Below are 15,525 nucleotides of genomic sequence, written 5' to 3'. Positions count from 1 at the left end.
AAGGTCGGGAGCTCAAACAGGCCGTTCTATCCCTAACGCAAAAGAAAAACCCACCTGTTTTTTTACAACTAGGCGGGTTTTTAATATATATAAGCTAACAACCGTTTAAACAGTAAGGTGAAAATTATAGCGTTCCTCTTTTGGCTTGCTCACGCTCAATAGACTCAAAAAGTGCTTTAAAATTACCTGCGCCAAAGCCTTTAGCGCCCATGCGCTGTATAATTTCGAAAAACAACGTTGGTCTGTCTTCAACAGGTTTTGTGAAAATTTGTAGCAAATAGCCTTCCTCATCAGCATCAATCATGATACCTAATTTTTTTAAAGCTTCTATGTCTTCACGAAGTTCATGGCTATAAGTTTCCAATCTTCCAGGAACAGCTCTGTAGTATTCCTCAGGTGGAATCGATAAAAATTCGACTCCATTGGCCTTTAATTGGCTTACCGTTTTTATAATATCATCCGTGGCAACGGCAATATGTTGCACGCCTGCACCTTCGTAAAAATCTAGATATTCCTCTATTTGAGAACGTTTTTTACCTTCTGCAGGCTCGTTTATCGGGAATTTTATACGGCCATTGCCGTTACTCATTACCTTGCTCATTAATGCCGAATATTCGGTATGGATTTGCTTATCATCAAACGATAAAAAGTTTACAAAACCCATAACATCTTCGTAAAACTTAACCCAAGTATCCATTTGGTTCCAGCCTACATTGCCCACCATATGGTCTATATATTTAAGCCCAGCTGGTTTTGGATTATAATCAGAGTCCCAAGTTTTAAATCCTGGTAAAAAAGCGCCTGTGTAGTTTTTACGTTCTACAAACATGTGCACGGTTTCTCCGTAAGTATAAATTCCGGAGCGCACAACTTCACCATACTCATCGGTTTCAACGGTTGGCTCCATGTAAGATTTTGCTCCTCTACTTGTAGTTTCTTCGAAAGCTTTTCGAGCATCTTCAACCCAAAGAGCTACAACTTTAACGCCGTCGCCATGTTTTACAATATGCTCGTTTATTTTAGATTTACTGTTTAACGGCGTGGTTAAAACCAGTTTAATTTTATCTTGTTTAAGTACGTAGCTTACAGAATCTTTAGATCCAGTTTCTAAGCCTTTATAAGCATACGATTGAAAACCGAATGCTGTTTTGTAAAAATGCGCTGCTTGCTTGGCGTTACCAACGTAGAATTCTACATAATCGGTACCAAGAAGTGGTAAAAAATCTTGTGCACCTTCAAATATTTTTTCTAGCCCGTAGTTAACTGATTTTATATCTTTACTCATGATATCTTATTTATTAGTTGTGGATTTATTCTTTATTCGCCGTTTTCTATTGGTTCTGCGAGGTCTTCAACTTCTATGCTGTCTAAAGTCGTTTCAGATTCGTAATATTCGGTATCACTAAAAATACTGTCGTTTTCATATTCGTAGGTTTCTTCAATGTTGTAGTTATCGAAGTTTTTAAATTCATCGAAAACTCCTGTAGACCACATGGTGCCGTAGAATATAAGTGCGCCTATAAACATAAGCACTATAATACCATTAAAAACAATGGCTATTATGTTTAAAACGCGTGCTGTAGAGACATTACTGCGGGTCTGTTGTGTGTAGGCTTCTGGATTGTTGCCAAATTCTTTTAAACTTCTATTAGCACTTACTAAGCCAATAACGGCTATTATTAAAGGTATAATGGCAAAAACACCATAACAACAACAGCCTGCAAACCCTAATACTAAGGCTACAATGCCCAATACTAGGGAACTTGGATCGGCTGGTAATTTACTGTAATTCATAGTAATGTATCCATGATAAAACTTCTGGTTTAGAAGGTGCTCAAACTGGAGATTTGAGTGTTTTTGGGTTAAGCCTTATGTTGGCGGTTTGGTTAGCCCTGATTGCAGCGGCATCCTTTTTACAAATCTTGAAATGTACTATACTTTGCGTTTGCTAAATTTTAATGACAGTAACATCTCTTAAATATTTTCAAAATAGCTTTGTAAAAAGATATAGCGGAAAGCAGGATGAGCTACTTATTATTTTCTTCTAACCAAGATTTATAATAGTTTTCGTCGGCAATTTTTATGGCTTCTTCGGTTAGCATTAGTGGTTTAAAAGTATCTACCATTACAGCGAGTTCGTTGGTTTCTGTTTTACCTATGCTGCGTTCGGTGGCTCCTGGGTGAGGACCGTGTGGAATACCTGCAGGATGTAGAGAAATATGACCTTGATCGATGTCGTTACGGCTCATAAAATCACCATCTACATAATACAAAACTTCATCGGAATCGATATTGCTATGGTTGTATGGTGCCGGAATAGATTGCGGATGGTAGTCGTAAAGCCGTGGCACAAAACTGCATACTACAAAGGCATCGGTCTCGAAGGTTTGGTGTACTGGTGGCGGTTGGTGTATGCGACCGGTTATGGGCTCGAAATCGAGAATGGAAAAGGCGTACGGATAGTTGTAACCGTCGTAACCCACAACATCAAAGGGGTGCGAGGCGTAAACCATTTCTATAATATCATCTTGTTTTTTTACTTTTATTAAAAAATCGCCATTTTCGTTATGGGTTTCTAATTCTGCCGGACGGCGAATATCACGTTCGCAAAATGGAGCGTGTTCCAAAAGTTGCCCAAACCAATTGCGGTAACGTTTTGGTGTGTAAATTGGGCGACGCGATTCTACTATAAAAAGCCTATTGTCTTCGGTGTCGAAATCTATTTTATAAATAATGCCACGTGGAATTAAAAGGTAATCGCCGTATTTAAAATTGAGATTTCCTAAGTGTGTGCGCAGTTTCCCGGTGCCCTTGTGTATAAATATGAGCTCGTCGGCATCGGTGTTTTTGTAAAAATAATTTTGTGTAGATTGTTTTGGAGCGGCCAAAATAATAGCGCAATCGCTATTTATTAAAACGGTTTTGCGGCTTTCTAAATAATCGTGTTCTGGTTTTACTTGAAAACCTTTTAATCTATACGATTTTATATTGTTTTTTAAAGCAATTTTTGGTGCTACACTATATTGGTTTTTTATGGCTTTTACTTGTGTTGGCCGTTGCTCGTGGTAGCTATTGGTTGCCATACCATCGAAACCAATGGTACCAAATAATTGCTCGGCATACAAACTGCCGTCTGGCTTTCTAAATTGTGTGTGTCTTTTAGGAGGAATGTTTCCTAGTTTATGATAAATAGGCATACTTTTTAGAATTATAAGTTAATAATTAATGGTTGTAAAGCGTATAGCGTTACACTTTAAAAAGTGATTTAAAGATACAATATTGCCTGCTTATTCAGGATTTCTCTTGATAAGAAAATTAAGGTGCTGAAGTAAATTTGCCCAAAACAGTGTCATATTACCACAAATATCGTAAATTTTTGAATTATATATTGATATATGAAATTTATTTTGAATAAATCGTAATTGGTGTGCTAAAACCAGAAGCCTAAGTTAAAGAACCAAATACTTTGGCCTAACTCTGGCGCATAACTGTATTTTACTTGTAATGGCCCAATTAAGGTTTCGATTGCGTAGCCTAAGCCATAACCTCTATTGTCGGGAAGGGAGAACCACTCGCCAGAGTCGAAAATATCATCATCTATGTTAGCCCAGTTGGCTTCGAGTGTGATGTGGTGTTTTTTAAAAATTTCGTAGTCGGCACTAGCAAATGCTTTTACATAGCTATTCCCCGTAAGGGAAATAAAATCGTGACCAATAAATGGTATAAAGTTGTTTATAAGGTTGTTGCCGTAGCCACCTAGTGCAAAGTCTAAGGTTTTGGTAGATTTGTTTCCGGTTTTAAAGCCGCCGCTTGTCTTTAAGTTAAATGCTAAATTATGCGATGCACTAAAGGCGTAACCCATTTCTGCTTTGGCAATCGAGAAATTATCGAAATTCTTGTTGAAGTTAGAGGCAAACAAATACATGTGTAAGTCGCCATTAAAGTAGACGCCTTTTTTAGGGAAGTATTTATTATCGTAGGTGTCTAATTTTAAGTTCCCAAACACACTTAAGTAATCTGTTTTTTCGAATACATACTCCTCGTCTGGGCTATCGGTTAAAAAGGTTTCCGAGCTAAGTTCTAAACGTTTGTGCTCTGCGCCTATACTGAAAGCAAAATCTTTCCTAAAAAGGGTTTGTAGGTAAAACTGGTTGGTTTGGTCGTCTAGTTCTACGCCTATTTTATTTAATCCTGTAGCGTCTATTTCACTATCTTCTAGCAGTAAATTTGCGCTTATGTTTTTGTTAAATGTGTTAAAGCTAGAACGTAACCCTACACTCCAGTAAAAACCTTTATCTATTAAATAATCGAAATTGTAGCGTACGTTATCGCCTAGAATAAAATCGAAAGAGGCAATATCATTTTTAAATAGCAGGCGTTTTTTTGTGATATTTACTAAAAGGGCGCTTTTGTATAAATCATCAAAATGAATACCTAGTTTTAAAAAGGTGGTGTTTTTAGTTTCGGTTAAATATGTTTCTAAATCGTAAGTTTCCGAAGCTCCGGTATGGTTTAATTTATATTGAAAAGAATCGAAATTATTGGTGGCGACCAAATTGTTAACACCTTTTATAAAGTCTGTATAGCTTATTTTTTCATTAGGTTTTAGTTTCAACTTTCCTAAAACATAGGCGCGCGTGTAATTATTTAGGCCTTTTACCGATAAGTTATTTATAATGATACTGTCGGGTACTTTTTCTTTAAGGTTCTGTACTTTTTTTCGAAGCGGTAAAGCTTTAAAAGCTTCTAGGTTTTGTATTGCGGCTACTTTTCCGCTTTCAATAATTTCTCGACCTTCATTAAAAGACACTACATTGTACTTTTTAATATTAGGTTTAATATAAATATCGGTGAGCGTCCTCTTTAATTTCATGTCGCTTACTGTTCTGTAATTATTAATTTGCAGTAAAACATCAGGGGCCGAGGTAAGCTCATTACGGTTTAGTAGATCGTCTTGTACATCTACACCAATAATTTTATCCATGCCTTTTGCGCGTAACTCTCCAATAGGGTAGTTGTTAATTACACCGCCATCAATAAGTACGTTATCGTCAATGATAACGGGTTGGTAAAGCGATGGAAGCGCACTACTAGCCATTATGCATTGTGTTAAATCACCACTTTGTAAAACAACTTGCTTACCGGTTTCTACGTTTGTGCCAATGCAAAAAAACGGAATAGGTAATTTACTAAAATCGTTCGTTTTGTTAATGGATAGCGTTAAGGTTGAAAATAAATTATAGGTGTTTTGGCCACGAGAAAGTGCCGACGGTAATTTAATTTTAAAATTATCGAAGGGTAATTTTACAGCGTATCTCTCGGCATTGTCGCGTTCGGAAAATGTCTTGGAAGCCCTCGGTAAATCGTCACTAATAAGTTTGTCGAAATCTACTTCGTGAAAAATAGAATCGAGTTGATTACCTGAGTAGCCCGAAGCGTAAAGGCCTCCAATTATTGCGCCCATACTGGTGCCGGCAATATAATCTACCTTTATGCCTAAACTATCAATTACTTTTAAAACCCCAATGTGCGCGAGTCCTTTTGCGCCACCACCACTTAATACCAAACCTACTTTTGGAGTGTTTTTTTCTTTATTGTGTTGCGCTTTCGCGGAAAAGCCAATGAACAGAATAAGAAGTAATATTGTGGTTTTTTTTATCAATGGTTTTATTTTAACTTTTATGTGATTATGGATTTAACTTTCTTTGTCATGGTAAAAAGTATAAATTTTTGAAGCTCGCGATACGCCAACTACATCTTCCAGTTCGTCTAATTTGGCATTTCCTATGCGTTTTGCCGATTTAAAATGTTTTAATAATTCTACAATAGTTTTATCACCAATACCAGGAATGGTTTCTAGCTCGGTGTTCAAGGCCGATTTACTGCGTTTATTACGGTGATGCTCTATACCAAAACGGTGGGCCTCATTTCTTAAAAATTGTATCACTTTTAAGGTTTCACTTTTTTTATCTAAATATAATGGAATTGGATCATCTGGATAAAATAATTCTTCTAAACGTTTTGCAATACCAATCACCGTAATGGCATGTCTTAAGCCTAAGGCATCTATGCTTTTTAATGCAGATGAGAGTTGGCCTTTTCCACCGTCTATAATTATAAGTTGCGGTAAGGGCTGTTCTTCTTCTACTAAACGTTTGTAACGGCGATAAACCACTTCTTCCATGGAAGCAAAATCGTCTGGGCCAACTACAGTTTTTATATTAAAATGACGGTAATCTTTTTTACTTGGCTTACCGTCTTTAAATACCACGCATGCTGCCACAGGGTTTGTGCCTTGTATATTGGAGTTATCGAAACATTCAATGTGGCGAGGTTCTTCAGAAAGACGTAAATCGGCTTTCATTTGTGCCATAATCCGATTGGCATGCCTATCTGGATCTACTATTTTTATTTGTTTAAAACGTTCCATTCGGAAATACTTAGCATTCCGAAGGGATAGATCTAAAATATGTTTTTTATCGCCTAATTGAGGTACTGTAACTTTTAAGTTTTCTCCTAGATTAACTTTAAACGGTACGTAAATTTCTTTAGAATTAGAGTTGAAGCGTTGCCTTATTTCGGTAATGGCGAGCTCTAGTAATTCCTGGTCGGTTTCGTCTAGTTTCTTTTTAATTTCTAAAGTATGCGAGCGAATTATAGAACCGTATGATAGTTGTAAAAAATTGATGTAACCAAAACCCTCGTCGCTCATTATAGAAAAAACATCAACATTGCTGATTTTTGGATTTACAATTGTCGATTTGGCTTGGTAATTTTCTAAAACCTGGATTTTTTCCTTCATTTTATGCGCTTCTTCAAACTGCATATTATCTGCTAGATCACGCATTTGCTGTTTAAATTGCTGTAAGGAGTCTTTAAAATTACCTTTTAAAATTTCTTTTATGGCCTTTATGTTTTCATTGTAATGCGCTTCTGTTTCTCTATTTTCACAGGCACCTTTGCAGTTCCCTAAATGGTATTCTAAACAAACTTTGTATTTACCGGAGTTTACCTTTTCTTGAGATAAATTATAATTACAAGTACGTAAACTATAAAGTCCTTTTATTAAATCTAAAAGTGTGTAAACGGTTTTGCCGCTGGTGTATGGTCCAAAATAATCGCTACCATCTTTAAAAACCCGGCGAGTAGAAAACACGCGTGGGAAACGTTCGTTTTTTATACAAATCCATGGGTACGATTTATCGTCTTTTAATAAAACATTGTATCGCGGCTTGTATTTTTTTATCAAGTTGTTTTCCAACAAAAGCGCATCGGTTTCTGTATCGACTACAATGTGCTTTATGTTGGCTATTTTTTTTACTAATACTCGAGTTTTACCGTTATCGTGGGTTTTAGTGAAATAAGAGGTTACTCTTTTCTTTAGGTTTTTGGCTTTACCAACATAAATTATAGTGTCATCTTTATCAAAATATTGATAAACACCAGGTTGGTTTGGTAAAGTTTTTAATTGTATATCTAAATTAGGGGTATCCATTGTTTCAAAGGTAATTATTTTATTGATGTTTTTTAGGTAGTGAACTCACGAATTTATAAGAATAGATGTTATAACTTATGCGTATTAAATTGTAGATTGAAATTATTTTTTAAAAATGTTTTTTGAATGGACTAATTGTATACTTTCGCCACTTTTAAAAATGACTTCTATTTTACTAGAAGTGTTTTGTTTAGCAAATGAAATAGGTGTTGGCGGATTTTACCGCGTTAGGGATTGAGGCCTTGTTGGAGCTCTTTTTGTGTGGTTGCACTTATGCAACACAAAAAAGCGACTGCCGAAAGCCCGACCCTTGTGGTAACGCCCAAATTGAAATATTAAAATGAGTAAAAAAATTTTAGGTAGAACCGATGTTTTTGATTTTCCAGCATTAGGTTTGTTTAATATTGATGTAAAAATGGATAGCGGGGCTTACACGTCGGCAATACATTGTACGGAAATAATTGAGGAAAATAATGTGTTAAAATGCGGTTTTAGTAGTGATGTACATCAAAATTTTGGTGATACGGAGATTGTGTTTACCGAATTTACACGAACTAATGTGAAAAGTAGTAACGGTTTTAAGGAAAATAGATATAAAGTAAAATCTGAGGTGGTAATCTTTGGTAAAACGTACAAGATTAACTTAACTTTAAGCACGAGAAGCGATATGAAATATCCGGTATTGATTGGAAGACAGTTTTTAAAGCAAAAATTTTTGATTGATGTGGATTTGGAAAAGGTTTCTTTTAAAATGAAAAAACAATGAACATAGTAATTTTATCGCGTAATGCGCAATTGTATTCGACCGAACGTTTGGTGGAAGAAGGAGAAAAAAGAGGTCATAGAGTAGAGGTTATAGATCCTTTAAAATGCGACATTATTATTGAAAAAGAACGACCAACTATTTTTTATAAAGATCGATATTTGGATTATGTTGATGCTATTATTCCTAGAATTGGAACATCGGTTACATTCTTTGGGTGTGCTGTAGTGCGCCAGTTTGAAATGATGGGTGTTTTTACTACCGTAACATCCGACGCTATTATACGTTCGCGCGATAAATTGCGTAGTTTTCAACGTTTATCTAAAGCAGGAATTGGTATGCCTAAAACGGTATTTACTAATTATTCTCGTGATGTAGAGCGTGTTATTAAACATGTTGGAGGAACACCTGTTATTATAAAATTATTGGAAGGAACTCAGGGTTTAGGTGTGGTTTTAGCCGAAACTAAAAATGCTGCAGAATCTGTTCTAGAGGCTTTTAATGGTTTGCAAGCTCGTGCTTTGGTACAAGAATATATTGCTGAGGCTAAAGGTGCAGATTTGCGTGCTTTGGTTGTAGATGGCCAAGTAGTTGGTGCTATGAAACGCCAAGGTAAAGAGGGTGAGTTTAGATCTAATTTGCACCGCGGTGGATCTGCAGAGATTGTTAAGCTTAATCACGATGAGTTAAAGGTAGCTATGAATGCGGCTACGGCATTAAAGTTGCCAGTATGCGGAGTAGATATGCTGCAATCGGAGCGAGGGCCATTACTTTTAGAAGTGAATTCTACACCTGGTTTAGAAGGTATTGAAGCTGCTACAGGAAGAAATATTGCTAAAAATATTATTGTTTATATTGAAAAAAACACAAAATAAATGCCAGAATTAAGCAACAACATATTAACTATTTTAGGAGAAGATATAGGTCCGGGAGAGAGCAGAGAGGTTAATTTTGATGTCGCTAATTTGCATACCTCTACACCTGTAAATGTGCCGGTTATAATTTCACGTGCTAAAAAACCTGGGCCAATTGTACTTTTTACAGCTGGAATTCATGGCGATGAGGTAAATGGAGTTGAAATTGTAAGGCAACTTATTGCTAAGGGTATTAATAAACCTAAAATAGGAACCATAATTTGTATTCCGGTTATTAATGTTTTTGGTTTTATAAATTTAAAACGAGAATTCCCCGATGGGCGAGATTTAAATCGTGTATTTCCAGGGAGCCCAACAGGGTCTTTAGCAGCTCGTGTTGCGTTTAAGTTAGTTGATAGAATTTTACCACATGTCGATATTATTTTAGATTTCCATACCGGAGGCTCTGGTCGATTTAATGCGCCACAGTTGCGTTATACAAAAGAAGATGTTGAGCTTAATAACTTAGCAAAAGCGTTTGGAGCGCCTTTTGTTTTATATTCTAAAAATTTATCAAAATCGTTTAGAACAACTTGCTATAAGTTAGGAAAGCCTTTATTGCTTTTTGAAGGTGGTAAATCTAATCATATTGATGAAGCTGTTACGAGTGCTGGAGTTAATGGGTCTAAGCGTGTTTTGAAATATTTAGGCATGCTTGGTGTTAATTTTAAATCGACTACACCTAAAAAAAGCACTATTTTTATTGATGATAGTAAATGGCAGCGTGCAAAATATTCGGGCATGTTTAAGCCAGACGTAGCCATAGGGTCGTATGTTGAACGGCGAGAGGTGCTCGGGAATATTACCGATCCGTATGGTAAATTTGAGTATTTAGTGAAAGCACCAAATTCCGGGTATATTATTAATGTAAACGAATCGCCAATTGTGTATCAAGGTGATGCCTTATTTCATATTTCTACGTCTTTGAAGCACTAACTTTTAAGTTTTCAAAACCTGATTTGGTATGACTAAAAACGAATTGCGAAAAACATATAAAAACCTTCGAAACGATTTATCTTTAGATGAAATTGAAGATTTTAGCTTAGCTATTGCTAATCAGCTTTTAGCTTTACCCGTTTGGGAGTATTCTTTTTACCATGTCTTTTTAGCTATTGAAGAACATAAAGAGGTGAATACTGATTTTATTCTAAATATTTTATCGGGAAAAGATAAAAACATTTTAATTTCTAAAAGTGATTTTAAAACGGGTGATATGCAGCATTTTTTGTTAACCGATAACATGGTTATTAAAAAGAATAGCTATAATATTCCTGAACCTGTTGATGGTATCGAGATTTTAGATGATAAGGTTGAAGTTGTCTTTATTCCTCTTTTGGCTTTTGATAAATTTGGGAATCGCGTAGGTTACGGAAAGGGTTTTTACGATAGGTTTTTAGCGAAATGTAAGCCCGAAACCATTAAAATAGGCTTGTCTTTTTTTGAGGCTTCCGCCGAAATTACCGATGTTTTTGAAAGTGATGTACGCCTAAATTATTGCGTAACACCTAATAGTGTTTACGAGTTTTAGTCGCGTAATTAACTTAGTTTTTGCTAAAAGCTTTCTTATTAAAAACAATTAACATTATAAAACCTGTACTTATAGCCATATCGGCTACGTTAAAAACGGGTTCGAAAAAGTTAAACCGTTGTCCACCGTATAAGGGTAGCCATTGTGGTAAATCGACTTGAAATAGAGGGAAATAAAGCATATCTACTACTTTACCATGTAATAAGTTATCGTACCCGCCTGCTTCTGGTAAAAATGTAGCTACCTGGTTCATACTGCTTTCAAATAACACACCATAAAATACAGAATCTATAATATTGCCTAAGGCACCAGCAAATATTAATGCAATAGCCGTTATTAATATGTTTGAGCTCTGTTTTTTAGTGGCATCAATTAGCCAATAACCAATACCGAAAATGGCAAAAATTCTAAATAGGGTTAAGGCTATTTTCGCACTTCTATCATCAATAAAAGAAATAAAATCACTAATTTTTGTGCCCCAAGCCATACCATCGTTTTCTATAAAATAGATTTTAAACCAATTAAACACCTCAACATTATCATGAAGTGCAAAATGTGTTTTAATATATACCTTACTAATCTGGTCGATTAATAATAGTATAACGATAAGTAGGATTGATTTTTTTAAAGACATTAGTGTTATTAATTAAATTGCCACCTTTTACAGGAAGGGCAGAAAGCATATAAATGAAAAACGTCTCATAAAAGCATGAGACGTTTCAAATATAAAATTTTAATTGCGATTATTGCATGTTTTTAGCCTCGATACTTAATGTAGCGTGTGGCACAAGCTCTAAACGTTTTTTGTTTATTAATTTTCCTGTAACACGACAAATACCATAAGTTTTGTTTTCAATACGTATAAGAGCGTTTTTTAAATCGCGTATAAATTTTTCTTGACGTATAGCCAATTGCGAGTTAGATTCCTTACTCATTACTGCACTACCTTCGTCGAAGGCTTTAAACGTTGGCGATGTGTCTTCTGTACCATTATTATGGTCGTTCATATACGCGCTTTGTATTAGTGCTAAGTCGTGTTGAGCTTTTTTAATCTTATCGGCTATTAGCACTTTAAATTCTGCTAAATCAGCATCCGAATATCTTACAGTATTTTCTGCCATAGTTTTAGTTTTTTTGGATATATAATCTGGTATTTACTTCATCAAAAGCAATTTCTATACCATCTTCTAATTTATCAATAATTTTTAATTCGTTTGTTAAAGTTTCCGACTTAATATACGCAAGGTTTGCTTCTACGGCTTTTACGATATGCTCATCTTTTTGAAAAGTAACATCTATACGGTCTGTTACTTCAAAACCAGAGTCTTTTCGTAAATTTTGTATGCGGTTTATTAACTCTCTTGCAATTCCCTCTTTGCGTAACTCTTCAGAAATTGTTACATCTAAAGCGACCGTTAAAGCCCCATCGTTTGCAACTAACCATCCTTCAATATCTTGAGATGTTATTTCAACATCTGTACGTTCTAAGGTAATATTTTTTCCATTAACTTCGACTTCCAAAATACCATTTTGCTCAATGTCTTTTATGTCGCTAGCAGTGAAGTTATTAACTAATTGCGCAACAGCCTTCATGTCTTTGCCAAAACGTGGTCCAAGAACTTTAAAGTTTGGTTTTATTTGTTTTACCAAAATATCCGAAGCGTCTTCTAAAACTTCAATTTCTTTTACATTAACCTCAGATTTTATAAGGTCTGCAACCGCTAAAATTTCATTTTTTTGAGATTCACTATCAATAGGAATCATTATTTTTTGTAATGGTTGTCTTACTTTTATTTTTTCTTTAGCACGTAATGAAAGTACTAACGATGAAATAATTTGAGCGCTTTCCATTTTGTTTTCTAAAGACTTATCAACAAAACTCTCGTTGAATACTGGGAAATTTGATAAGTGTACACTCTCAAAAGATTCTTTTTGGGTTACTGAATTTAAATCTAAATACAATTTATCCATAAAGAATGGTGCAATTGGTGCTCCTAATTTCGCAATAGTTTCCATACAGGTGTAAAGTGTTTGATATGCCGAAATTTTATCTTTTTGGTAATCACCTTTCCAGTAGCGTCTTCTGCTTAAACGTACAAACCAGTTACTTACATAGTCTTGTGTGAAATCTGAAATAGCTCTAGCTGCTTTTGTTGGCTCGTAATCAGCATAAAAAGCATCCACTTTCTGAATTAATGTATGTAATTCTGAAAGAATCCATCGGTCTATTTCTGGACGTTCGTTTAATGGGATATCGGCTTCGCTATAGTTGAAATTATCAAGATTTGCATAGAGTTGAAAGAAAGAATAGGTGTTGTAAAGTGTTCCGAAGAATTTACGTTTTACTTCTTCTATACCTTCTAAGTCAAATTTTAAATTATCCCAAGGATTTGCATTAGCAATCATATACCAACGTGTTGCATCGGCACCATATTTTCCTAAAGTTTCAAACGGATCTACTGCATTGCCTAAACGTTTAGACATTTTTTGTCCGTTTTTGTCTAGCACTAAGCCGTTCGATACTACGTTTTTATAGGCCACAGAATCGAAAACCATACTTCCGATAGCGTGTAATGTGTAAAACCATCCACGTGTTTGATCGACACCTTCTGCAATAAAATCGGCTGGGAACGATTTGTTTCCGTCAATTTTTTCTTTGTTTTCAAAAGGATAATGCCATTGTGCGTAAGGCATAGATCCAGAATCGAACCATACATCAATTAAATCGCTTTCGCGTTTCATAGGTTGTCCGCTTGCAGAAACTAATACAATTTCATCTACAATGTTTTTGTGTAAATCAATTTTAGCATAGTTTTCTTCAGAGTTATTTCCGACTTCAAAATCTTCAAAAATAGCTTTTTCTAAAACTCCAGCTGAAACTGCTTTTGTCATTTCATTTTTAAGCTCTTCTACAGAACCTATGCAAAGTTCTTCTTTACCGTCTTCCGTTCTCCAAATTGGTAATGGAATTCCCCAATAACGAGAACGAGATAGGTTCCAGTCGTTTGCATTTGCTATCCAGTTACCAAAACGGCCTTCTCCGGTAGATTTTGGTTTCCAGTTTATACTAGTGTTTAACTCGTGCATACGGCCTTTTACATCCGTAATTTTAATAAACCAAGAGTCTAATGGGTAGTAAAGAATTGGTTTATCCGTTCTCCAGCAATGTGGGTAGCTGTGTTTATATTTTTCAACCTTAAAGGCTTTATTTTCTTCTTTTAATTTTATGGCTAGTTCAACGTCTATAGAACGCTCTGGTGCTTCACCATCGTTGTAATATTCGTTTTTAACATACTTACCACCAAACTCTTTCATTTCTGGTCTAAATCGACCTTGTAAATCTACAAGTGGGACTAAATTGTCGTTTTCATCTTTTACTAAAAGTGGCGGGATTTCCGGCGTTGCTTGTTTTGCAACTAAAGCATCGTCTGCACCAAAGGTTGGAGCGGTGTGTACTATTCCTGTTCCATCTTCAGTGGTTACAAAATCTCCGGCTATTACTCTAAATGCGTTTTCGGGATTGTCGTTTGGTAGGGCATATGGTAATAATTGTTCGTATTTTATACCAACAAGATCGTTTCCTTTAAATTCTTTTACAACGAAATAAGGAATCTTTTTATCTCCATCTTTATATTCTAAAAGTGCCGATTTTTCTTCTACTCTTTTGAACTTTCCGTCAAATTGTTTGTTAACCAAGGGTTTTGCCAAAACAACATTCATAGGTTTGAATGTGTATTGGTTATAAGTTTCAACTAAAACATAATCTATTTTTGGACCAACGGTTAATGCGGTATTACTCGGCAATGTCCAAGGTGTTGTTGTCCATGCAATAAAATGGATGTCACCTTCATTTTGTAAAAAATCTGGCAGGGTGCTTTCTATAGCTTTAAATTGGGCAACTATAGTGGTGTCTGTAACGTCTTGGTAAGCGCCAGGTTGATTAACTTCGTGGGAGCTTAAACCTGTTCCCGCTTTTGGTGAATAAGGCTGGATTGTATAACCTTTATACATTAAATTTTTAGTGTATATTTCCTTTAATAACCACCAAACGGTTTCCATGTATTTTGGTTCGTAAGTAATGTATGGATCGTCCATATCTACCCAATAACCCATTTTTTGAGTCAGGTCGTTCCAAACATCTGTATAACGCATTACTGCTTTTCTACAAGCAGCATTATAATCTTCTACAGAAATGGTTTTACCAATATCTTCTTTGGTTATGCCTAATTCTTTTTCTACGCCTAATTCAATAGGTAAACCGTGGGTGTCCCAGCCAGCTTTACGCTTAACTTGGTAACCTTTCATGGTTTTGTATCTCGGAAAAATATCTTTAATAGCACGTGCTAAAACATGGTGTACACCAGGTAATCCGTTTGCCGAAGGTGGACCTTCAAAAAACACAAAAGGCTTGTTGCCCTCCCTAGTTGCTACACTTTTTTCAAATATGTTGTTTTCTTGCCAATAGTTTAAGATCTGGTCTGCAACGTTTGGTAAGTCAAGTCCTTTGTATTCAGGAAATTTAGCGCTCATTTATCATCAATTCTTGTAAGGTTGCGAATTTAAGGAATTATACTTAAAACATTAATTTTTTAAAATAAAAAAAGACCACATAGGTTGTGGTCTTTTAAAATATGTATTTGAAATTAACAATTAGTTAATAACAATTTTTTTAGTAAGTACCTCATTGGCTTGTGTTCTTAAGCAAACAACATAAGTTCCTGTTGCTAAATTGTTAAATTTAATACCATTATTTAATTCTGTAGAGGATACGTTTTGTTGTTCTAAAACGGTTTGACCTCTCATGTTAACCAAAGCAAGCTTAGTA

The 15,525-nt window shown here is 35.3% G+C and carries 13 protein-coding genes; 4 read left to right on the top strand and 9 right to left on the bottom strand.

The features are described from left to right. Positions 1-124 precede the first annotated feature (124 nt). The 5 genes from hppD to uvrC form a co-directional block, all read right to left on the bottom strand. Complete coding sequence (gene hppD / locus ACJJV4_RS10585) at positions 125-1,285, bottom strand: 4-hydroxyphenylpyruvate dioxygenase (protein WP_405294196.1); 1,161 nt, start codon at positions 1,283-1,285, stop codon at positions 125-127. Between the two features lie 32 nt (positions 1,286-1,317). Beyond that, a complete protein-coding gene (locus ACJJV4_RS10580) occupies positions 1,318-1,794 on the bottom strand; it encodes a CCC motif membrane protein (protein WP_405294194.1) in 477 nt (158 codons plus the stop codon). A gap of 233 nt (positions 1,795-2,027) precedes the next feature. Then, positions 2,028-3,197, bottom strand: coding sequence for a homogentisate 1,2-dioxygenase (locus ACJJV4_RS10575; RefSeq protein WP_405294192.1), 1,170 nt, complete (start codon positions 3,195-3,197; stop codon positions 2,028-2,030). 233 nt (positions 3,198-3,430) lie between these two features. Next, positions 3,431-5,659 (bottom strand): patatin-like phospholipase family protein, encoded by a 2,229-nt coding sequence (locus ACJJV4_RS10570; protein WP_405295399.1) that lies wholly within the window; start codon positions 5,657-5,659, stop codon positions 3,431-3,433. Between the two features lie 36 nt (positions 5,660-5,695). Continuing rightward, a complete protein-coding gene (uvrC, locus tag ACJJV4_RS10565) occupies positions 5,696-7,495 on the bottom strand; it encodes an excinuclease ABC subunit UvrC (RefSeq protein WP_405294190.1) in 1,800 nt (599 codons plus the stop codon). A 340-nt stretch (positions 7,496-7,835) separates the two neighbouring features. Between uvrC and ACJJV4_RS10560 the strand changes: the two genes are divergently transcribed. From ACJJV4_RS10560 to ACJJV4_RS10545, 4 genes are read left to right on the top strand one after another with little or no spacing between them, the layout of a single operon-like run. Then, positions 7,836-8,261, top strand: a complete 426-nt coding sequence (locus ACJJV4_RS10560; RefSeq protein WP_405294188.1) for an ATP-dependent zinc protease — start codon at positions 7,836-7,838, stop codon at positions 8,259-8,261. Beyond that, positions 8,258-9,133 carry a 30S ribosomal protein S6--L-glutamate ligase gene (rimK, locus tag ACJJV4_RS10555; protein WP_405294186.1) on the top strand — a complete coding sequence of 292 codons (876 nt, stop codon included), beginning with the start codon at positions 8,258-8,260 and terminating at the stop codon, positions 9,131-9,133. The genes ACJJV4_RS10560 and rimK overlap by 4 nt, the downstream gene beginning before the upstream one ends. Further along, positions 9,134-10,108, top strand: a complete 975-nt coding sequence (locus tag ACJJV4_RS10550; protein ID WP_405294184.1) for a succinylglutamate desuccinylase/aspartoacylase family protein — start codon at positions 9,134-9,136, stop codon at positions 10,106-10,108. A gap of 28 nt (positions 10,109-10,136) precedes the next feature. Further along, positions 10,137-10,700, top strand: a complete 564-nt coding sequence (locus ACJJV4_RS10545; RefSeq protein ID WP_405294181.1) for a 5-formyltetrahydrofolate cyclo-ligase — start codon at positions 10,137-10,139, stop codon at positions 10,698-10,700. 13 nt (positions 10,701-10,713) lie between these two features. On the opposite strand, the gene ACJJV4_RS10540 is transcribed toward ACJJV4_RS10545, so the two are convergent. From ACJJV4_RS10540 to ACJJV4_RS10525, 4 genes are all read right to left on the bottom strand, one after another. Further along, a complete protein-coding gene (locus ACJJV4_RS10540; protein WP_405294179.1) occupies positions 10,714-11,334 on the bottom strand; it encodes a lipoprotein signal peptidase in 621 nt (206 codons plus the stop codon). Positions 11,335-11,443: 109 nt separating this feature from the next. Next, a complete protein-coding gene (locus ACJJV4_RS10535; RefSeq protein WP_405294177.1) occupies positions 11,444-11,821 on the bottom strand; it encodes a TraR/DksA family transcriptional regulator in 378 nt (125 codons plus the stop codon). A 4-nt stretch (positions 11,822-11,825) separates the two neighbouring features. After that, a complete protein-coding gene (gene ileS, locus ACJJV4_RS10530) occupies positions 11,826-15,230 on the bottom strand; it encodes an isoleucine--tRNA ligase (protein ID WP_405294175.1) in 3,405 nt (1,134 codons plus the stop codon). Positions 15,231-15,350: 120 nt separating this feature from the next. Continuing rightward, positions 15,351-15,512: a T9SS type A sorting domain-containing protein gene (locus ACJJV4_RS10525; RefSeq protein ID WP_405295397.1), complete on the bottom strand. Its 162-nt coding sequence runs from the start codon at positions 15,510-15,512 to the stop codon at positions 15,351-15,353. Positions 15,513-15,525: the final 13 nt, after the last annotated feature.

Source organism: Algibacter sp. Ld11, assembly GCF_045066735.1.
In the GTDB taxonomy this organism is placed as follows: Bacteria; Bacteroidota; Bacteroidia; order Flavobacteriales; family Flavobacteriaceae; genus Algibacter.
This window is presented reverse-complemented; position numbering and strand designations above follow the sequence as displayed.